Origin of the sequence: Flavobacterium pectinovorum (genome assembly GCF_900142715.1) — a bacterium.
Lineage (GTDB): Bacteria > Bacteroidota > Bacteroidia > Flavobacteriales > Flavobacteriaceae > Flavobacterium > Flavobacterium pectinovorum.
Map to the genome: position 1 here is coordinate 108,632 of NZ_FRBX01000002.1, position 20,011 is coordinate 128,642.

General features: G+C 34.7%; 21 protein-coding genes. 3 read left to right on the plus strand and 18 right to left on the minus strand.

The features are described from left to right. Positions 1–9: 9 nt before the first annotated feature. From BUE22_RS07075 to BUE22_RS07125, 11 genes are all read right to left on the minus strand, one after another. Positions 10–240: a ferredoxin gene (locus tag BUE22_RS07075; RefSeq protein WP_042563582.1), complete on the minus strand. Its 231-nt coding sequence runs from the start codon at positions 238–240 to the stop codon at positions 10–12. Continuing rightward, positions 240–1,481 carry a peptidase U32 family protein gene (locus BUE22_RS07080; protein ID WP_073394375.1) on the minus strand — a complete coding sequence of 414 codons (1,242 nt, stop codon included), beginning with the start codon at positions 1,479–1,481 and terminating at the stop codon, positions 240–242. Before BUE22_RS07080 ends, BUE22_RS07075 begins: the two co-directional genes overlap by 1 nt. 654 nt (positions 1,482–2,135) lie before the next feature. Next, on the minus strand, positions 2,136–2,543 hold the full coding sequence (gene tnpA / locus BUE22_RS07085; RefSeq protein WP_317043535.1) for an IS200/IS605 family transposase: 408 nt from the start codon (positions 2,541–2,543) through the stop codon (positions 2,136–2,138). 51 nt (positions 2,544–2,594) lie between these two features. Then, a complete protein-coding gene (gene trhO, locus BUE22_RS07090) occupies positions 2,595–3,953 on the minus strand; it encodes an oxygen-dependent tRNA uridine(34) hydroxylase TrhO (protein ID WP_073395006.1) in 1,359 nt (452 codons plus the stop codon). Positions 3,954–4,167: 214 nt separating this feature from the next. Further along, positions 4,168–4,578, minus strand: a complete 411-nt coding sequence (locus BUE22_RS07095) for a BrxA/BrxB family bacilliredoxin (protein WP_029271207.1) — start codon at positions 4,576–4,578, stop codon at positions 4,168–4,170. Positions 4,579–4,743: 165 nt separating this feature from the next. Next, positions 4,744–5,169: an ArsR/SmtB family transcription factor gene (locus BUE22_RS07100; RefSeq protein ID WP_159438468.1), complete on the minus strand. Its 426-nt coding sequence runs from the start codon at positions 5,167–5,169 to the stop codon at positions 4,744–4,746. Between the two features lie 256 nt (positions 5,170–5,425). Then, positions 5,426–6,586: a lycopene cyclase family protein gene (locus BUE22_RS07105; RefSeq protein WP_073394377.1), complete on the minus strand. Its 1,161-nt coding sequence runs from the start codon at positions 6,584–6,586 to the stop codon at positions 5,426–5,428. An 18-nt stretch (positions 6,587–6,604) separates the two neighbouring features. Continuing rightward, positions 6,605–7,069, minus strand: coding sequence for a thioredoxin family protein (locus tag BUE22_RS07110; protein WP_073394378.1), 465 nt, complete (start codon positions 7,067–7,069; stop codon positions 6,605–6,607). 173 nt (positions 7,070–7,242) lie between these two features. Beyond that, positions 7,243–9,501, minus strand: a complete 2,259-nt coding sequence (locus tag BUE22_RS07115) for a TonB-dependent receptor (protein ID WP_073394379.1) — start codon at positions 9,499–9,501, stop codon at positions 7,243–7,245. A 166-nt stretch (positions 9,502–9,667) separates the two neighbouring features. Beyond that, positions 9,668–10,579: an NAD(P)/FAD-dependent oxidoreductase gene (locus tag BUE22_RS07120; RefSeq protein WP_073394380.1), complete on the minus strand. Its 912-nt coding sequence runs from the start codon at positions 10,577–10,579 to the stop codon at positions 9,668–9,670. An 11-nt stretch (positions 10,580–10,590) separates the two neighbouring features. After that, positions 10,591–10,944, minus strand: coding sequence for a MerC domain-containing protein (locus BUE22_RS07125; RefSeq protein WP_042563588.1), 354 nt, complete (start codon positions 10,942–10,944; stop codon positions 10,591–10,593). Positions 10,945–11,040: 96 nt separating this feature from the next. Between BUE22_RS07125 and BUE22_RS07130 the strand changes: the two genes are divergently transcribed. The 3 genes from BUE22_RS07130 (at position 11,041) to BUE22_RS07140 (ending at position 14,123) form a co-directional block, all read left to right on the plus strand. Beyond that, a complete protein-coding gene (locus BUE22_RS07130) occupies positions 11,041–11,433 on the plus strand; it encodes a Fur family transcriptional regulator (protein ID WP_042563589.1) in 393 nt (130 codons plus the stop codon). A gap of 75 nt (positions 11,434–11,508) precedes the next feature. Next, positions 11,509–13,380 carry an Nramp family divalent metal transporter gene (locus BUE22_RS07135; RefSeq protein ID WP_073394381.1) on the plus strand — a complete coding sequence of 624 codons (1,872 nt, stop codon included), beginning with the start codon at positions 11,509–11,511 and terminating at the stop codon, positions 13,378–13,380. A gap of 89 nt (positions 13,381–13,469) precedes the next feature. Further along, positions 13,470–14,123, plus strand: a complete 654-nt coding sequence (locus tag BUE22_RS07140) for a metal-dependent transcriptional regulator (protein WP_073394382.1) — start codon at positions 13,470–13,472, stop codon at positions 14,121–14,123. On the opposite strand, the gene BUE22_RS07145 is transcribed toward BUE22_RS07140, so the two are convergent. From BUE22_RS07145 to hemH, 7 genes are all read right to left on the minus strand, one after another. Next, positions 14,120–14,599, minus strand: a complete 480-nt coding sequence (locus BUE22_RS07145; RefSeq protein WP_124020488.1) for a hypothetical protein — start codon at positions 14,597–14,599, stop codon at positions 14,120–14,122. The genes BUE22_RS07140 and BUE22_RS07145 overlap by 4 nt on opposite strands. Positions 14,600–14,703: 104 nt before the next feature. Beyond that, entirely contained in the window at positions 14,704–15,189 is a 486-nt protein-coding gene (locus BUE22_RS07150; RefSeq protein ID WP_073394384.1) for a hypothetical protein, read from the minus strand. Between the two features lie 12 nt (positions 15,190–15,201). Then, positions 15,202–15,600, minus strand: a complete 399-nt coding sequence (locus BUE22_RS07155) for a hypothetical protein (RefSeq protein WP_073394385.1) — start codon at positions 15,598–15,600, stop codon at positions 15,202–15,204. A gap of 160 nt (positions 15,601–15,760) precedes the next feature. Then, on the minus strand, positions 15,761–16,543 hold the full coding sequence (locus BUE22_RS07160) for an enoyl-CoA hydratase/isomerase family protein (protein ID WP_073394386.1): 783 nt from the start codon (positions 16,541–16,543) through the stop codon (positions 15,761–15,763). A gap of 10 nt (positions 16,544–16,553) precedes the next feature. After that, positions 16,554–17,969 carry an ATP-binding protein gene (locus BUE22_RS07165; protein WP_082036914.1) on the minus strand — a complete coding sequence of 472 codons (1,416 nt, stop codon included), beginning with the start codon at positions 17,967–17,969 and terminating at the stop codon, positions 16,554–16,556. A gap of 169 nt (positions 17,970–18,138) precedes the next feature. Further along, positions 18,139–18,687, minus strand: a complete 549-nt coding sequence (locus tag BUE22_RS07170) for a CopD family protein (protein WP_073394387.1) — start codon at positions 18,685–18,687, stop codon at positions 18,139–18,141. Positions 18,688–18,815: 128 nt separating this feature from the next. Continuing rightward, positions 18,816–19,829, minus strand: a complete 1,014-nt coding sequence (gene hemH / locus BUE22_RS07180; protein ID WP_073394389.1) for a ferrochelatase — start codon at positions 19,827–19,829, stop codon at positions 18,816–18,818. Between the last annotated feature and the right edge of the window lie 182 nt (positions 19,830–20,011).

Genomic DNA, 20,011 nt, shown 5'->3' on the forward strand with positions numbered 1-20,011 from the left:
ATATCATTTCTAAGTCTCCTTGACCGTAATAATCTTCACCGGGCAAGCTTTTGCTGCCAACTCACAACTTTCAACAATGGTGTGATTGGGAGACTTTAAGGTAAAAAATCCTTTTGCATTTACAGAATGAATCAAAACTGATTTTCCGTCTTTTTTGGACATTTGAAAATGTACCGGATCCATTTCGACACAGTAATTACAGCCAATGCATTTGTCTCTTTGTAAAGTTACGATAACCATTATGCTTCAACAATTTTATATAATTTATCAGACATTCTGATTCGGAACGGAAGTTTTAAAGTACAATCATCTCCTTTTGTTGCTTTTTCAGCAGTAATATCACCCACAAACATTTCATCAATAATCATTTCCTGAGCACCTGTACTTGGTCCTGTTACCAGGATTTTGTCCCCAATTTTTATATCATAAGCTTCAATTTTAAATTGTCCAACTTCTGCTTTTGGGAAATAATGTGTTCCTTTTCCAACATAAACCTTCTTTTGCGTTGCTGCAGATCCCGGAATATCGCTCCACTCGCCTAGTTCCTGACCCAAATAATATCCTGACCAGAATCCGCGATTGTAAACCGTATTCAAAGCTTCCATCCAAATTTTGATTTTTTCTTTAGAGAATGATTTGTCATAATAAGAATCAATTGCTTCGCGATACGTTTTGATAACCGTTGCTACATATTCCGGCGCACGGCCACGGCCTTCAATTTTCAGCACCTGAATTCCGGAATCAATTACCTGATCCAGAAAATCAATTGTGCATAAATCTTTTGGCGACATCATATATTCGTTATCCAATTCAATTTCAAAACCAGTTTCCTGATCGATAACGGTATATTTTTTACGGCAATTTTGCTTACAAGCGCCACGATTTGCTGATGAATTATGCGAATGCAAACTCAAATAGCATTTTCCCGAAACCGCCATACATAATGCACCGTGTCCAAAAATTTCAATTTCTACCAAATTCCCGTTCGGTCCTTTTATCTGCTCTTTTTCAATTTGGTCCGTAATTTTCTTTACCTGACGCAAACTCAACTCGCGACTTAAAACCATTGTGTCTGCAAATAAACTGTAGAATTTTATAGTTTCGATATTGGTTACATTCAGTTGTGTAGAAATATGAACTTCCATCGAAATACTTTTTGCCATTGCGATAACCGCTTGGTCTGATGCAATAACCGCAGTAATATTGGCTTCTTTGGCTTTGTTCAAAAGTGTTTTTACCACCGATAAATCATGATCGTAAATAATGGTGTTTAAAGTCAGATAACTTCGAACATTTTTAGCCTCACAACGATTAGCTATTTCCTGCAAATCATCCATAGTGAAATTTACTGTCGAACGCGCACGCATGTTAAGTTGTTCTACACCAAAATAGATAGAATCTGCGCCATTATCTAGTGCAGCCTGAAGAGACTCAAAGCTACCCGCAGGAGCCATAAGTTCGATTTTGTTGTTTGTTGTCATTTTTATTTGTATTGTGCTCAATGGCTAAACCACAGGCAATGCTTTTTGTGTGTATTTTTTAAATATAGCGTGGTTTCAACCACGGGAAACGTATCGATCGCGATCAACCTTCCAGATTTAGTATCGTTGTAAATATTCTTTGCGTCCTGCGGTTGAAACCGCAGGCTATATTTTGCTTTTGTGTGTGGTATTTTCAATATAGCCCGTGGTTGAAACCACGGGAGATGTATCGATGCCCATCAATCTTTCGGGATTTAATATCGTTGTAGATATACATTACGTCCTGCGGTTAAAACCGCAGGCTATATTTTCCCTTTTGCGTGTGGTATTTCAATATAGACCGTGGTTTCAACCACGGGAGATGTATAGATGCCCATCAATCTTTCGGGATTTAATATCGTTGTAGATATACATTACGTCCCTGCGGTTAAAACTGCAGGCTATATTTTCCCTTTTGCGTGTGGTATTTCAATATAGACCGTGGTTTCAACCACGGGAAACGTATCGATGTCGATCAACCTTTCGGAATAATAATATCGTTGTAGATATACATTACGTCCCTGCGGTTAAAACCGCAGGCTATGTTTTGTCTTTTGTGTGTGGTATTTCAATATAGACCGTGGTTTTAAACACGGGAGACGGATTATTAAACATTCATTTATTCCCCAATCCATGTAATTTTACAAATTCATCAAATTCATCTTGTCCATTTTTCTTTAGATGATGTTTCTTTTGATTTTTTATGTAATGGTAAACGATATCTAACTGAGATTCACTGACTGAAAAAGCCGCATAGCCTGTTTGCCAAGCAAATTTTTCAAGGATAAATTCTCCTCTATTTATAAAATGAGAAGAACTTCCTTTTATTTGCTTTACAATGTCTGAGATTGTTTTTTGTGGATTTTGTAAAAATAAAACATGCACATGATCTGGCATTCCATTTATGATTCTAACAGGGCAACCTAGATGAATTAACTCTTCATGAATGAAATCGTACAATTTTTTGTCAATTGAATAATCAATTAATTCCTGACGATTTTTTGTTGCCCAAATTACATGAATTCATAATTTGGTAAAAGACTGTGACATAAATAAATTAGCATAAAATTTTTGCTAATTTACAATTTTATACAATTTATCTGACAAACGAATGCGAAATGGTATCTCAAAAGTAACTTTATCTCCAATTTTAGCAGTCGTAGTTTCTGCGCCGTCAACGATCATTTTTTCTAAAACCAATTCCTGATTACCTGTAGTAGGTCCGGAAATTAAGATTTTATCGCCAATGTTTAGTTCTTGATTTTCGATAGTAAATTGTCCAACCTGCGCTTTTACATAGTAATGTTCGGCTTTTCCAAGAAGTACTTTTTTGATTTTTATTTTTTGACGAATATCAGCCGGCTTTTCGGATGAAGCCAAGGCAGTATTTGGTAACTCACCTGAATGTTTGAATTTTAGATTCTCAGATTTTCCTTTTCTAAACACTTTGTTTCCAACCTGTTTTCCGGTTCTCAAACGAACTTGATCTACCAAAGGCATATGAATAATGTCTAGACATTCTGTAGAACAGCAGTTTTCCATTGCCGTTTTACATTCATCACATTGAATAAACAATAAATGGCATCCGTCGTTTTCGCAATTAGTATGATTATCACAAGGTTTTCCGCATTGGTGGCATTGTGAGATAATATCATCGGTAATTCTTTCGCCAAGACGATTATCGAATACAAAGTTTTTTCCGATGAATTTGCTTTCTAAACCTTCGGCCTCAATTTGTTTGGCGTAATTGATAATTCCACCTTCTAATTGATACACATTTTTAAATCCCTGATGTTTAAAATATGCACTTGCTTTTTCACAGCGAATTCCGCCTGTACAATACATTACAAGGTTTTTATCTTCTTTATGATTTTGAAGTTGTTCGTTGATTATTGGTAAACTCTCTCTAAAAGTTTCAACATCGGGAGTAATCGCGCCTTTAAAATGCCCCACTTCACTTTCATAGTGATTTCTAAAATCTACTACAATTGTGTTTGGATCATCAAGGATATCGTTGAATTCTTTGGCTTTCAAGTGAACGCCTATATCGGTAACGTCAAAAGTTTCGTCGTTTAAACCGTCAGCAACAATTTTATCGCGAACTTTAATGGTAAGTTTTAAAAAGGAATGATCATCATGTTCTACGGCTTCATTTAATCGTATGCCTTTCATGAAATCATAAACTTCAAGAGTTGCTCTAAAAGCTTCTAAATTTTCTTCAGGAATACTCATTTGAGCATTTATTCCTTCATTGGCAACATAAATTCGGCCTAAAGCATCGAGCTTATTCCAGGCTAAAAATAAATCGTCGCGAAATTTTTTGGGATCTTGAATTTTGGCATACGCATAGAAAGACAACGTTAGTCGTTGTTTACCGGCATCATCAATCATGATGGCTCTTTCTTCTGCGCTCAAAGTGTTGTACAGTTGCATGCTATAAACAGTTTTAAGTTTAGAAATTATTTTTTGAGGTGCAAAAGTACAAAAAAGGTTCAAAGAAGCAAAGTCTCAAAGGAACAAAGGTTCTGAGATACTGAGTTGCTAAGATTCTAAGCTTTAACAAAACTTAGTAAAAATAAAAAAGCACTAAAATAATAGTGCTTTTTAAAATCTTTGTACCTCTGTACCTTTGCTTCTTTGAACCTAATTAACAATACTCGTTAAACGCATCTTGCAAATTCTCAGCGATTAATTCTGCCGGGCGACCTTCGATGTGGTGACGCTCTAACATGTGAACCAATTCTCCGTTTTTGAACAAAGCCATAGATGGCGAAGATGGAGGAAAAGGAAACATATGTTGTCTTGCAGCATCAACAGCTTCTTTATCTACACCTGCAAATACAGTAATTAAGTGATCTGGTTTTTTAGCTCCTTCTAAACTCATTTTTGCTCCCGGACGTGCGTTTCTTGCAGCACAACCACAAACAGAGTTTACAACAACTAAAGTGGTACCTTCAGCTTTGATAGCATTATCTACAGCGTCAGCACTATGTAAATCTTGAAAACCTGCAGCAGTAAGTTCAGCTTGCATTGGTTTTACCATTTCTTCTGGATACATATTTTTATCTTTTAAATTTTACTTTTGATCTTGCAAAGTTACAAAGATTACTCGCAACTAGTAAATTTGAAGTATAAAGTTTTGTTATAGTTCGATATGAGATTTAAATCAAACAAAATGATATAAATACATGCAGTGTTTTTTCAATAATTCTACTAGTAAAATCTAAATTGCCTCTTTTATCTTTTTATGAGCAAATTGATAATTGTGTTCTTTCAAATGGCTGTTTCTGCTTATTCTGTGTCGTGTAGTTAAAACAGTTGCTTTATTTTGTTCTGCAATTTCAATAGTTGAAAGGTAACTGGTCAAATATTTTTTAAGTATTTCTATATTGTCAACGTCGATAGAATAGATTGTTTTCTTCCCTTCATTTTTTATACTTACCAGATTTGCTTTTTTTAATTCCAGTAAATGCTTGGAAATTGTTGATTGTGCTAATGGAATCAGTTCAACAATTTCACCACAAGTTCTATTGTTTCTTTTCCACAAAAGGGTCATAATTTGAATTCGCGTTGGATGTCCAAGTGCTTTGCAAATTTTTCCTATTGCCTTTGTTTCTATATCAAAATTTAAGTGTTTTGTAATTCCCATAAATTTGCCAATTAAATTCATTATCGTAAATGAGCGATTAAGCTAGATTTACATTGTTTTCATCTGCAAAATTAGATGTTAAATGAGTCTTTAGTCGCCTGTAGAAGTTCTTAAAATAAAAGAATAGGGCATTTTTACAGAGGCAAAGAAGTTGCACGCAGATTTGGAAGATTTAAGCAGATGCCCACAGATTCATTTAAAGTTATTCCATAAAAAATCAAAACAAATCTGCTTAAATCTGCGTGAAACAAAAATTCTAAGCAAATATTACCCGAAACAAAGCCTTAATAAATGGAATCTTAGGACATTTTAAAATAACCTTAAAATCTTCTGCTAAGTTTGTTTCTTCATCAAGAAATTTAAAAATCAAAGCAGGATTTCCTTTTCTGAATAAAGAAGAAAAAATAGCACTTCCCAATTCGTTATGACGATACAAAATATCCAAAAGCAATAAATCATAAAACCAAAAGCGGTTTTTTTTATGAAAGGAAGACATTTTGAGATTTTTATCTTGAAGAAATGCTACTAATTGGGTTGATTTTTTATCAGAGTTTTTAAAAGTATAACCCGTACTTGCTTTTGTCCAGCCTCCGGCCGTTCCAATATTCAGAACGCGTTTGGTGTTTTTCTCCCAAAAAGGATAACATGTCATTGGAATACTTCCCTGCTCCTTTTCTGAAATTTCATATTGTTGAGCCCCAAGTTTTTGTAGATAAAGCCGAATTTCTTTTTCATATTCTTCTTTTGAAAGCAGATTCTCTGAAAACAAAGTATATTCAACCAAAGCTTCTGTTTTAGAAGTTGGCAAAACGTACATAAAGCGTGTATTGCCTTTTTGCTCTACCGAAAAATCCATGAAAGTCGCTTGTTTTGGATTGAAGATTTCAGCTTCAGTTTTCACAAACCAACCCACAAAATGCTGTTGCAAAACCGGATATTTACTTTGAGTTAAAGCAAAAGCTTTAGTGTAAATGCTATTGAAGAGATAATTACAAGTGTATCTATTTTCTTCTGTTCCAATAAAAACGTGCGTTTCAAGTTCGTTGATATCGGTTACTTTCTCTTGCGAAAAAACAATATTGGATTGTTTCGAAAGTTTGTCAAAAACAAAATTATAAAAATCTAAACCTCGAATTTGATTGTATTGATAAGGCTTCAACGCCAAATCACGTTTAAAATTCTCATTGGCAAATAACGCCAAATCCCATTTTTTTGAGATGACAGAATTCCATACAGATTCTTCTTTTTCCCAAAAACACCAGGTCCTGTCATTGGTTTTCTTTTGATTTTCATCTAAAAGTAAAATAGACTTATCTGCAAAATTTCCGGACAAAACCATTTTATAAACGGTCATCAAAGCTGCTAAACCTGTTCCGGTAAAAATGTAATCGAAGTGTTTGATTTGAGAAGAATCCATTTTCAAAAATAAGGATTTTTATTCTTTCAATTTTTCTAAAAGCAGTTTAAAACTGGTAGAATCAAGATAATTATTGTATTGTAGAATAATTTCGTTTTTCTCATTCAAAACACATAAAACCGGATATACAATTTGTCCGTTGATGGTTCCTAATTGCAAAGCAAGTTCATGAACACCAACATTATTTCCTGTTGGCTGATATTTAAAAAGCTGGTTGTTAAACGTAACTTCCTTTTTTTCTTCAGCATTAAAATCGATAAAGTAAAAATCTGAATTCAGTTTATCAATAATTTCCTGATTTTTAAAAGTCGTATTTTTCATTCTTTGGCAAAACTGGCACCAATCGGTATGAATAAAAACGACAATTTTTCTCTTTTGAAGTTGTTGTAAACTATCAATCGCCTCAAAAGTTCTGCTTTTTAATTGGCAAAATCCTGTTGAAGTAATTCCCAGAAAGAAGGTAATTATGGCTAGTTTTTTCATTTTGTTTTGCTTTTTGCTACTCCCGATTGCTATCAGGAGTGGTAGATTAAAAGGATTTTGAAAGAAAGTTTGCCACGAATTTCACCAATTTTCACTAATTAAATTCGGGATAATTCGTGTAATTCGTGGCGAAAAAAAATCCTTTTAATCTGTGAAATCTGTAGCATATCATTTTACCTCAAAGTATATCGCAATCCAAAAAAACCACGGATTGTCTGGTTTTGTCCATAAACATAAGTCGTATCAAAAGTTAAACCGTACGGATTATCGGGTGTAACCAATACTTTTCCTGCCGAATCATATTGTACGTTTTTATCAAAAGGATCATTTGTTCTTGAAATCAAAAACGGATTATTTTGTTTTGGAGTAAAATTCAACAGATTCTTGATTCCGCCGTAAATCTCAAAATTCTTCCAGCCGGAATATGTAAACTGAATATTCTGAATACTATACCAAGGAGATTCTGGACTTCTCGGATCATATTCACTCAATAAAGGCAATTTCATCGGACTGTAAACATTTCCGGTATAATCCAATAATAAATTTAAGGATTCTATTTTATATGAAATGCTCCAGGTTCCGGTAAAATTTTCCGTTAAAAATGGTCTTTCAGAAATTCCGTTTTCTACATTTTTATTATCCAGAACCGTTGCGCCTAAAATGAATTTTAATCCCGTTGGAAAATTCACATCAACATTCGTGCTGATTCCCTGACTTATGGCATAACCGTTGATGTTGTCATAAATGATTTTGTTGGGGTCTGTTTCATAATCTGATATGATTTTATTACTGAATCGGGTATAAAAAGCCGTGGTTTCAATTCCGATAAAAGTTCCGTTGGTAAAGTTTATCTTTTGAATATAATTCAGGTTTGCATTAATGGATTGTTCCGGTTTCAAATCACTTTTTATCACAACATCTCTCGAACCCGTAAGTGCTGCATGATCTTCTGTAAATAAATTCACAACCCGAAATCCTGTTCCGGCATTGAATCTAAAAATGGTGTTGTCGCTTTTTTTCCATCGGTAAGCAAATCTCGGTGTAAAAATCGAACCGTGAATGGAGTTATAATCGTAACGCATTCCCAGCAAAACCTGACTCTTTGGCGAAAGCGTAATTTCATCCTGAACGAAGATTCCAGGCAGCCATGTACTTTCTGCTTCCTTTGTTGCTGTAGTATTATCGTCATAATACGAATATCGATTGGCGATTCCGGCAAGTAAATCATTTCGACCTATTTTTTTATCCCAGGTCAACTGCAAAAATCCAATTTTCTGATTGGCTATATAAGATGTTGTTCCATAACGACTGTCCTGATAATGGACATTTCCGGAAAACGAAAGCATCAGTTTTTCTTCAAAAGGCAATTGATAGCTTCCTATTAATTCTCCTCTTTTGGTATAAATGCTTTCACCGTACACTTCATCCCCGCCTCTATACTTTTTCTCCCAACGAACATCTCCGCCCCAACGATCTTCATACATTCCTCGTGCAGCGATCGTAAAAAGACGATTGTTATTTCTTCGAAAATTCCATTTATTAAAAACCGAAATTCGTTCAGAAAGCGTTACATCGGTAAAATTATCCTTGTCTTTATCGATCACCTGATCGTAATTGAAGTAATTGACGCCTATAAGAGAAGTTGCTTTTCCAACGTTAAACTTCGTTCCCAAATCAAGATTACTTTCAAAATAAGTAGTGGTAAAATAATCCGCAGAAAACACCGGAGCAGTTGTTGGGTTTTTAGTAATAATATTAATCAAACCGCCAACAGCTTCGCTTCCGTACAATGACGAAGCGGGACCTTTTACAATTTCAATTCTTTCCACCAAAGAATTCGGAATTCCGGATAAACCATAAACCGTCGAAAGACTACTTACAATAGGCATTCCATCAATCAAAACCAATGTATACGGACCTTCCAGTCCGTTAATGTGAATATCGCCTGTATTACAAACACCGCAATTAAGCTGTGGCCGAACGCCATTAATATTTTGAAGCGCTTCATAAATACTAGCTGTTGGGTTTTTCTTGAAGAAAACCGGTGAATAAACCTCAACCGGAACGGCACTTTCTAATCGTTTCACTGCTTTTAAGGTTCCTGAAACAACAACCTCATTTAGTTGATTTTGATTATCGGTTAATTCAAAATTGAATGTGTTGATAGCATCTTTTGTGACTTCTATTTTCTTTTTTAAAGTTTGAAAGCCTGAATAAGAAATCTGAATGGTATGATTTCCTATAGCAACATTTTCTAACGAATAATATCCCAAACTATCCGTAACTGTTTTTTGGTTGGTTCCCTGTAAATATACACTTGCGGCTTGTATCTTTCTTCCTTCGCCAGATACAAAACCAGATACAGAAGTGGTTTCCTGAGCAAACGAGAATTGTAAAGTAAACAAAATCAATATTAATATTGAGTTTTTCATTGTTATAAAATTAAATTTAGACAAAACTAAAAATTAAATTTGACAAATAACAATTCTCAAGCTAAAAACTTTTAAAAGTGTTTTGATTCAGCTATTTGGAAATATTTTTTGCCACGAATTACACTAATTTTCTCGAATTTAATTCGTGCAATTCGTGGCGAAAAAATCAAATAAATGATTCTTCAATAAGCTCTTTATTGATAGAAGCGCCGGCGAAAGATCCAGAAGAAACTGCCATTGCAACTGATCGTGCCTGAATTACTGAATCTCCACTTGCATAAATACCCGGAATATTTGTTTTCTGCATCATATCAACCTTTATTAAACCTTGCTCTGTTAATTCGCAGCCTAAAGTTTCCGGCAAAGAACAATGCTGTTCAAAAGGTGGTCTGTGATAAATGGCTTTTACTTCAATTTTTGTTTGATTTTTGAAGACGACACTTTGAATATTCCCATTTTCATGTTCCAATGAATCAACCTCGTCTTCAATAATTTCAATTTGATGTTTCTTAAGAATCTTAGTTTGTTCTGATGTTAAAGTTGATTGTCCGTTGGTTAATAATCTTAATTCTTTTGTCCAGTTTGAAATTAACTTCGCATATTCAAATCCCATTTCACCATTGGCAATAATTGCGGTTTTCTCTTTTTTCACTTCGTAACCGTGACAATACGGACAATGCAAAACGGAAATTCCCCAGCAATCTGCAAAACCTTTTATTTCCGGAAGTAAATCTTTAACTCCGGTTGCAAAGAGTATTTTTTTTGATGCAAATGTTTTTCCATCTTCCGTTTTAATTTCAAAACCCTTTTCGGTTTTAATTGCATCTACGGCAGTTCCGCTATAAAACTGAACTGTATTATAAAAGTCAACTTGTATTTTGGCTTTCGCCGAAATAACAGCAGGCTTTTCACCGTCATGCGTAATAAAATTATGAGAATGCGGCGTTTGTCTGTTGCAAGGCAAACCACTGTCTATAACCAACACTTGTCGCAAAGAACGACCTAAACTCATAGCTGCTGAAAGTCCACTGTAACTTCCACCAACAATAATTATTTCAAAATCTTTTTGCTGTATCATACTTTCTTAATTTAATGATTGCTAATTTTATGTGATCTATAATTTAAAAGATGCCCTAGTATCATTCCCGTACCTCCAATAAATATCAGGTCAAGATGAATGTCCAGAATTATTTCGCTCAAAACACTAACCCAGATTAATACCATTGAAATAATAAGGATAGTTGCCACCAACAGATTGGATTTTTTGATAATTTTGAAAACTGCAATCGAACCAATTACAGCAAAAAATAAATCAATAAAAGGATTGTGACTTAACCCCAATGGCAGAATGGTCAGGAGTGGAAAAACCAGGCAATGAACCAAACAAACAGTCGCGCTGGAAATTCCTAAAATATCGTAAAAGGATGTGGATGTTTTCTTCATTTCTTGTACATTTGCTTAATGCAATTTTGTTGCAAATATACACATTAAAATCAACTGCAACAATGTTGCGTTAAATATTTATTAATTCATATCACAATGAAAACAACACGTAACACCGCAGCAAAGACAGCCGTTTTAGAGGTTTTTGAGAAATCTAAAACTGCACTTTCTCATACAGAAATTCAAAAACAATTGAACGATATTTGTGATCGTGTTACGATTTACAGAATTTTGGATCGCTTAATGAATGATGATATTATTCATAAAATTTCTAATCTTGACGGTACGGTTAAGTATGCAAAATGCAACCATTCTCATCAGCGTGTACACATACATAATCATGCACATTTCAGCTGTGAAAACTGCCACGAGATTACTTGCCTTGAAAATGTTAAGCCGAGTTATATTATGCCGCATAATTATAAAGTTAAGGAGATAAATTTCACCTTATCAGGATTATGCCCAAATTGTTTAAATTCTAACATTTAAGATTTAGGCTTGCCTAAAAATATTGTTGTGCGAACACAATTTATCCCTATATTTGTTTAAACAACATTTTTTACAATGACCAAATCTTTAGAAGAAGTTCACCAATCAGTTGCTACAGAACATAAAAAAACAGGATTCAGAAAAATATTAGCCTTTTTAGGCCCCGCCTATTTAGTAAGTGTGGGTTATATGGATCCCGGAAACTGGGCAACAGATATCGCTGGCGGAAGTCAGTTTGGATATTCTTTACTTTGGGTTTTACTAATGAGTAACCTAATGGCTTTACTTTTGCAAAGTTTAAGTGCCAGACTAGGAATCGTAACACAACGTGATTTGGCACAGGCTTCGAGAGAAACCTATTCTAAATTCATCAATTATATTTTATACTTTCTAGCCGAAATTGCCATAGCCGCCTGCGACTTAGCCGAAGTTTTAGGAATGGCAATTGGAATCAATCTATTATTTGGTATTCCACTTATTGAAGGTGTGTTGATTACCGTTTTAGATACTTTCATTTTATTATTCTTAATCAATAAAGGCATTCGAAAAATGGAAGCGTTTATTATCGCTTTAGTGGCGATTATTGGATTCTCTTTTATTTTTGAAATGATTTTTGCAGAACCGGAACTTGATAAGGTAATTATCGGATTGATCCCTTCGATTCCGAGTTCAGCTGCTTTATATATCGCTATCGGAATTATTGGTGCGACGGTAATGCCGCATAACTTGTATCTGCACTCTTCATTGGTGCAAACCAGAAAATTCGACCGAACTCCGGCCGGAATCAAACAAGCTTTGAAATACAATTTTATCGATTCTACGATTGCTTTAAATCTGGCCTTTTTCGTAAATGCGGCTATTTTAATTTTGGCAGCAGCCACATTTTATAAAAACGGAATGTTTGAGGTGGCCGAAATTCAGGATGCGCACGAATTTCTGGAACCGTTGTTGGGAACAAAATGGGCTCCCATTTTATTTGCCGTTGCCTTAATCGCCGCCGGACAAAGTTCGACCATAACCGGAACTTTAGCCGGACAAATCGTAATGGAAGGTTATTTAAATTTAAGGATTCAGCCTTGGGTACGCCGAATCATAACGCGTTTAATTGCCATTGTTCCTGCCGTAATCGTGATTTTAATTTATGGCGAAAGTGTAACCGGAAAACTTTTAATCCTAAGTCAGGTTATTTTGAGTTTACAATTGGGGTTTGCGATTATTCCGCTGATACATTTTGTCAGCGATAAAACCAAAATGAAAGGGTTTCATATTTCCAAAATAACCCAAATTGCAGCCTGGATTATTGCTTCGATTATCGTAACGCTAAACGCTAAGTTAGTTTATGACGAGATTACTTCATGGCTTGAAAGTTCAAATCATCCCATGTTTCTATGGTTTACGGTTGTTCCGCTTGCTTTTAGTTTTCTGGCTTTGTTGCTTTACATCGTATTCAAACCATTTATTGCCAGAATAAAATCGAATATCGAAAATCATTCACCTCATCATTTAAAACTTGAATATACGCCAAGAACCGTTTACAGCAAGAAAAACATCGCTATTTCAGTCGATTTCTCGAAAGCCGATGAAGCTGCACTAAACAGTGCGTTTGAACTGGGCGGAATCGAAGCGCAATACACCTTAATTCACATTGTTGAAACTGTTGGTGCATTAATGTACGGAGGTCATGTCGACGATCACGAAACGACAGTTGATGAAAAGTTATTATTAGAATATAAAGATATGCTTTCGCAGAAAGGTTTCAAGATCGAAACTGAACTTGGCTTTGGAAAACCTAACACCGTGATCCCGAAGATTATCAATCAGGGAAATTTCGATATTCTGGTAATGGGAACCCACGGCCACACTGGCTTAAAAGATATTTTATTTGGCACAACGGTAGACAAATTGAGACATAAAATTTCTATACCTTTGTTGATTGTTAAAAAATAGGGACAAAGTACTAAAGTTGCAAAGGGACAAAGGTTTGAAAACTCTGAACCTTTGTCCCTTTGCAGCTTTGAACCTCAAAAATAAAAGAAATGACTTTTTCAGAAGAAAACTACCTTAAAGCGATATACCATCTTACTGCTTCACTAGAAACGGAAGTCAGCACAAATGCGATTGCCGAAATGATGGAAACGAAAGCTTCATCGGTTACGGATATGCTTAAAAAACTGTCTGAGAAAGATTTAGTGAATTATAAAAAATATCAGGGCGTTTCTTTGACGGAAAACGGAAAATTAGCCGCCAAAATGATTGTTAGAAAACATCGTTTATGGGAAGTGTTTTTAGTCGAAAAACTCAACTTTTCGTGGGATGAGGTTCATGATATTGCTGAACAATTGGAACACATCAAATCTGAGCAATTGATTAACCGTCTGGATGATTTTTTGGGTAATCCAACGGAAGATCCACATGGCGACCCGATTCCGGATGCAAATGGAAGAATTGTTAAGATTGAAAAACAGCTGCTTTCTGAATTGACCGAAAATCAGGTTGGTGTTTGCGTAGGCGTGAAAGATACTTCATCTGAATTCCTGAAATATCTGGACAAACAAGAAATTGCATTAGGTTCTAAAATTGAATTCTTGTCCAAAGAATCTTTCGATTTATCGGTCAAAATAAAAGTTGACGGTAGGGAATTATCAATTTCGAATAAGATTGCTTCGAATTTGTTTGTCAAGCTGGTTTAGGCTTTTTCGGTTACAAGAAAATCCAGATTAACGAATTTGCTTTCTAAATTTTGCATCAAATTATCTACTTTGTTCAAACTTAATACATTGATTGCAATTCGTTTTTTAGCGTTCGAATTTGTTTCAATATAAAGCATAAAATTACTTATTCCAAAACCCTTTATCTCACTAAAAATCAATTTACGGGTTTCAAATATATCCTTTGAAATTATGGCATCATTAGTGAAAACAACTTTTTTATTAAAAGCATTTATTATTAAAAGAACCGCAAAAATGATCATGATAAAACTCAATACAGGAGTCAAATAAAACAAATAGCCTGTCGATAAACTTTCGACATATATTTGAAATGCCAATGAATCTGGAGGCAATGTAATGAAAGGAACCATTAACAAACTCCCAAACGTGAGTATTAGTAAAATGGAAAAAACTACAATAAAAACTTTCAGCCTGTGTGACATTGTATAAACATTCATCTGAAAATAATTTAGCTATTAATTTTTCGGCAAAATTAGGAAGTTGTTTTACAATAAAAGAACGATAAAATTTTAATTCTCCTAAAATAAGACATATTTGTTCATCAGTATTTTTTATCGGTTTGAGAAACCCATTTCCCTGCAACATCTTCATTTTGTCTCAATAACATATTCAATTGTCCAACATGATGCTGAACATGTCTCATGTTGTATAGGATCATCTCAATTCTATTGTAGTTTTTCTTTTTGGTGATGAATCTTTCTTTTGAAGTTTTTTCATTTAGTCCATCAATTAAAAAGAAGACTTTTTTACGGGAATACTCCAGATATTCTAACAATTCTTGTTTTAAATAAACTCTTTCAGGTAAAATTCCCTTGGGATCTAATTCAGATAAAGAAAACGGTTTGGGCGGAGAAAATGTATCAGGTTCTGTAGACGAATAATAATCAATCCAAAAAAGGGTATGATAAGCAGAATAGCAAAAATCTTTTTTATCCCAAAAACTTTCCGGACAAACCAAAATGGAACTTTCGAGCATATCTAGTACGGCCCCAAATTGCTTCCATAACATTGTTTTCAGTTCGTCCATAAATTTTAATTTTTAAACAATCCCTTTTTCGATCATTTCAAGCATTACCGGAGACGCATTTTTAAATGTTGGTTCTTGTTCGATGATACTTCCGGCGTTCTTTTTGTTTACTTTAAAAGTCACATCATTATCAGTTGTAAACAAAAGAGCTGTCAAAAACGGATTTTTGATGTAAGTTCCTAAAACCAATAAAGCTTCATCTAAAGTATGAATGCTTTCAACTTCTTCTGTTTTGTAACGAGTCGTCAATGAAATTGAATACGTATTATCTTCATTAAGAACTAATCTAAAATAGATGTTCTTAATTTCAGTATCGCCCATTGTTTTGGCTAAGGTTAATTTTGCAAAAGTGCCGCTTTGAATGCTTTCTTTCACACGCTCACAAAAAAGAGCAAATATAGGTTCGTACATTTTTTTAAGTTGCTAAGGTTCTGAGATGCTAAGTTTCTAAGTTTTAAATCTCTGTGCTATATTTAACCGCAAAGTTCGCCAGGATTTACGCAAAGTTTCGCAAAGCTTATAAATCTTTGGGAAACTTCGTGAAATCTTTGTGTATTTCTGTGGTATAACTCTATTTCCCGGTAAATTCTGCTTTACGTTTTTCTAAAAATGCAGTTGTTCCTTCTTTAAAATCCTGAGTTCCGAAACATTTTCCGAATGATTTGATTTCGGTATCAAAACCATTTTTACCGTCTGTATAATTGGCATTTATTGCTTTTATTGCTCTACTGATAGCAAATGGCGCATTTTTAATGATTTTTTGGGCGATTACGTTTGTAAAAGTCAAAAGTTCTGCCTGAGGAACTACGTGATTTACCAAACCATATTCTTTGGCTTCTTCTGCAGAAATCATTGCTGCGGTCATAATCATTTCCATTGCACGACCTTTACCTACTAATTGTGGTAAACGCTGTGTTCCTCCGTAACCCGGAATTAATCCTAAAGTTACCTCTGGTAATCCCATTTTTGCATTATCTGAAGCAACTCTAAAATGACAAGCCATTGCCAGCTCTAATCCGCCGCCAAGTGCAAAACCATTTACGGCTGCAATTACAGGTTTCTTTAAACCTTCAATAAAATCAAATAATGTTTCTTGTCCTTCTGCCGCAAGTTGCGCGCCTTCAACAATAGTATAATTTGCAAATTCTGAAATATCAGCTCCGGCTACAAATGCCTTTTCTCCACTTCCAGTAATTATAATAACACGAACATCATCATTTTTTGCCAATAATTTTACCGCTTTACTCAAATCACTAATTGTTGCTTTATTTAAGGCATTCAATTTTGTAGGTCGGTTAATGGTTACCGTTGCAATTCTTTCTTCAATAGAAATTAAAAGATTTTCGTAGTTCATGACAGTGGTTTTATGAGTTTGTGATAGGCAAGGAAACTCTAAAAGTGGTTCCTTTTCCGTAAGTTGATTCAAAGGTAATTGTTCCTTTGTAATTTTCGATGATGTTTTTGATAATTCCGAGTCCAAGTCCCATTCCGCTGGTTTTGGTGGTAAACTTTGGTTCGAAAATTCTACTGATATCTTGTTTCTGAATCCCAATTCCATTATCTCTTACTGCGATTTCAACATTGTTGTTTCTTCTTTTCACGGTAACCAAAATTGATTTGTGAAACTGACTTTCCGGAATGGCCTGCGTTGCATTTTTAACCAAGTTGGTAATAACGCGAATTAGTTGTGTACGGTCCATTTTGGAGATAATTTCTTCTTCTTCACTTTCAAAAACAATATAATCTTCGTTGAAAATATCCAGTGAAAGTTCAACAACCTCAACCACATTCAAAGTTTCATTTTGTTGTGCCGGCATCGAAGCAAAATTCGAAAACGCCGAAGCCACCGCTGTCATTGTATCAATTTGCTGAATTAAGGTTTCAGAGTAATCGTTTAATTTCTGTTTTACATCTGGTGCTGTTGGATCAAACTTGCGTTGAAAACTCTGCACCGTTAAACGCATTGGCGTAAGCGGATTTTTAATTTCGTGAGCTACCTGTTTTGCCATTTCGCGCCACGCTTCTTCACGTTCGCTTTGCGCCAGTTTTATAGCACTGGTTTCCAATTTGTCAACCATTCCGTTATATGCCTTGATCAAAAAGTTAACTTCTTTACTATTGGCTTCTAAAACAATTTTCTCGTTTTTCTGATCCAGATTGGTTTCTTCCAATCTGTCTGAAATGGTTTTTAATGATTTTGTGATATAAGTTGAAAGGAAATAGGCCAAAGCAAAAGCCACAATCAACATAAAGGAATACACCTGACTTAAACGAATCAGGAAAGTATTTAACTCATTGTCGTAATAACCATCGTCTTCCAGATACGGAAGGTTTAAAATTCCGAGAGGTTTGAATTTTTCGTCTTTAATTAAACTATATGAGGATCTGTTTTTGACTCCGTCGATGGTTTTAATGTCAACAAAACGTTTTTCTATAGAAGATCGAACTAGTTTCAATATATAGTCCGGAACTGGAGGTGCTACTTTATCAACCGCAAAAGATTCTTTTGAGGATTTCAGCAGTTTTCCGTCAAGACTGTAAATATTGATTTCGATTTTGTGAATTTGGGCCAGTTCATGAATTTTATCTTTAAAAATCAAATCTAAATTAGCCGTTTTTAAAGGATAGGTTGTGGTTGCCAGAACGTAATTGATATGTTCTTTTACCGCATTTTCTTTTCGTTCTAAACGTTCCTGATGATATTCTTTGGCTTCATTTTTAAATTGAATAATCGAAATGGAAGCCAATAAAAAAGATGCCACAACAATCAATACAATCATCGACAGGAAAATCCTTGTTCGTAATGAAAGCATTGACATTTTTAGGTTGTTCAGCATGTTTTGTTTCTTTTGTTTCAGGTTTGCTTCGCCAATTCGGCTCTGCCTCGTGTCAAGTTTCATGTTCCGTTGCGGGTGGCAACTTGAAACCTGAAACTTGAAACTAAAAAAACTATTTTTTCTCTCTTATTCTTTTATAAAAACGGAATCCCAGCATAATAATTATTGAGAATAAAAAGATTCCGATTACACCAAATATCCAGTTGATGGCACTTTTTAAAACTACTAAAAATACAACGGCAAAGAGTATAATTGTAGCGCCTTCATTCCATAAACGCATAAAATTGTTAGTATATTTTACCTCATCGTTTTGAAGCTGTTTGAAAATCTGGTGACATTTTCCGTGATATAAATATAAAAGAAAAACGAAACATAATTTTACATGCATCCACGGCATTTTCATCCATACATGACCTGCATCTGTAAAGAACAGCATCCAAAAAGCAAAAACACTTGCCAAAACTGCCGATGGCCAAGTAATAATATACCACAAACGATAGGTCATTATTTTGTATTGCGCCTGTAGAATTTCCTTTTCAGGAGATGGCTTTTCGTTGGCTTCAATTTGGTACACGAATAAACGTACAATATAAAACAAACCCGCGAACCAGGTTATTACAAATATAAGATGCAGTGATTTTAGATAATTATAATATTCCATGCTTTTTGTTTCAGGTTTCAAGTTTTTTTAAAGTTGATTATGCTCAACAATCTTTACTCTTTACTCTTTACTCTTTACTCTTTACTCTTTACTCTTTACTCTTTACTCTTTACTCTTTATTCTTTATTCTATTTAGCCCAATCATTAATCCAGTTACTCACAGTCTGGCACCACTCATCATCATCGTTCAAACACGGAACAGCTAAAAATTCTTTTCCTCCGTTTGCTTCAAAATCTTCTTTGGCGCGCATGGCGATTTCTTCCAGAGTTTCTAAACAATCTGAAACGAAAGCCGGCGTTACAACTGCTAAATTTTTGATTCCTTTTCCTGGCATTTTATCAATTTCAACATCAGTATAAGGTTCTAACCATTTGTCTCCCGCTAGACGCGATTGAAAAGTCAAACTATATTTATCAGCAGGAAGTCCCAATAATTTCACGACTTGTCTGGTTGTTTCATAACATTGATGACGGTAACAGAAATCATGTGCCGGCGAAGGCGTGTTACAACAAGAACCGTCAATTTTACAATGTGACTTTGTTACATCTGTTTTGCGAATATGACGCTCCGGAATTCCGTGATAAGAGAATAATAAATGATCATAATCAAAACCAACTAAATGTTTCTGAATCGAATCGGCCAAATTCTTAATGTAATCGGGTTTGTTATAAAACGCAGGAACATCCGTAAAAGTCATTTGTGGAAATTTCTTTTTACGAATTTCTTCGGCTTTAACCAAAATAGTCAAGGTCGAAGCCATTGCATACTGTGGATATAACGGAAAAAGCATTACTTCTGTCACGCCTTTGTCATGCAGTTCCTGAAGTCCTTTTTCGATAGTCATGCTTCCGTAGCGCATTGCCAATGCAACAGGAACATTTACTAAAGGCTGTACTTTCTTTTGCATTCTTTCTGAAAGAACTACTAACGGAGAACCTTCTTCCCACCAGATTTTAGCGTAAGCGTGTGCTGATTCTTCCGGTCTTTTTCTTAGGATAATACCACGAACTAAAAAAGCTCTCAACAAATACGGAACATCGATCACGTATTTATCCATTAAAAATTCGTCTAAGTACGGTTTTACATCTTTTGTAGTTGGACTTTCTGGAGATCCTAAGTTTACTAATAATACGCCTTTCATTTATTCTTTGCTTTAGGCTTTAAGCTCTAGGCTTTAAGCGTTTAATTTGTTTTTAAAAATTTCGTCAAAAGTAGAAATTGCTACTTTTTGGAAATATGATAATTATTACTTTTTATTTATTGTTGAATATCGAAAATTGATTTCTGGATATTGGCACACTGATTAAACGGGTTTAACAGGTT

Coding starts and splice junctions, on each gene's coding strand:
- BUE22_RS07135 (WP_073394381.1), top strand. CDS start 11,509: ATGACCAAATCTTTAGAAGAAGTTCACCAATCAGTTGCTACAGAACAT.
- BUE22_RS07125 (WP_042563588.1), bottom strand. CDS start 10,944: ATGAAGAAAACATCCACATCCTTTTACGATATTTTAGGAATTTCCAGC.
- BUE22_RS07115 (WP_073394379.1), bottom strand. CDS start 9,501: ATGAAAAACTCAATATTAATATTGATTTTGTTTACTTTACAATTCTCG.
- BUE22_RS07160 (WP_073394386.1), bottom strand. CDS start 16,543: ATGAACTACGAAAATCTTTTAATTTCTATTGAAGAAAGAATTGCAACG.
- BUE22_RS07075 (WP_042563582.1), bottom strand. CDS start 240: ATGGTTATCGTAACTTTACAAAGAGACAAATGCATTGGCTGTAATTAC.
- trhO (WP_073395006.1), bottom strand. CDS start 3,953: ATGCAACTGTACAACACTTTGAGCGCAGAAGAAAGAGCCATCATGATT.
- BUE22_RS07150 (WP_073394384.1), bottom strand. CDS start 15,189: ATGGACGAACTGAAAACAATGTTATGGAAGCAATTTGGGGCCGTACTA.
- BUE22_RS07120 (WP_073394380.1), bottom strand. CDS start 10,579: ATGATACAGCAAAAAGATTTTGAAATAATTATTGTTGGTGGAAGTTAC.
- BUE22_RS07105 (WP_073394377.1), bottom strand. CDS start 6,586: ATGGATTCTTCTCAAATCAAACACTTCGATTACATTTTTACCGGAACA.
- BUE22_RS07140 (WP_073394382.1), top strand. CDS start 13,470: ATGACTTTTTCAGAAGAAAACTACCTTAAAGCGATATACCATCTTACT.
- BUE22_RS07130 (WP_042563589.1), top strand. CDS start 11,041: ATGAAAACAACACGTAACACCGCAGCAAAGACAGCCGTTTTAGAGGTT.
- BUE22_RS07080 (WP_073394375.1), bottom strand. CDS start 1,481: ATGACAACAAACAACAAAATCGAACTTATGGCTCCTGCGGGTAGCTTT.
- BUE22_RS07165 (WP_082036914.1), bottom strand. CDS start 17,969: ATGATTGTATTGATTGTTGTGGCATCTTTTTTATTGGCTTCCATTTCG.
- BUE22_RS07155 (WP_073394385.1), bottom strand. CDS start 15,600: ATGTACGAACCTATATTTGCTCTTTTTTGTGAGCGTGTGAAAGAAAGC.
- BUE22_RS07170 (WP_073394387.1), bottom strand. CDS start 18,687: ATGGAATATTATAATTATCTAAAATCACTGCATCTTATATTTGTAATA.
- BUE22_RS07110 (WP_073394378.1), bottom strand. CDS start 7,069: ATGAAAAAACTAGCCATAATTACCTTCTTTCTGGGAATTACTTCAACA.
- BUE22_RS07145 (WP_124020488.1), bottom strand. CDS start 14,599: ATGAATGTTTATACAATGTCACACAGGCTGAAAGTTTTTATTGTAGTT.
- BUE22_RS07095 (WP_029271207.1), bottom strand. CDS start 4,578: ATGTATCCAGAAGAAATGGTAAAACCAATGCAAGCTGAACTTACTGCT.
- hemH (WP_073394389.1), bottom strand. CDS start 19,829: ATGAAAGGCGTATTATTAGTAAACTTAGGATCTCCAGAAAGTCCAACT.
- BUE22_RS07100 (WP_159438468.1), bottom strand. CDS start 5,169: ATGGGAATTACAAAACACTTAAATTTTGATATAGAAACAAAGGCAATA.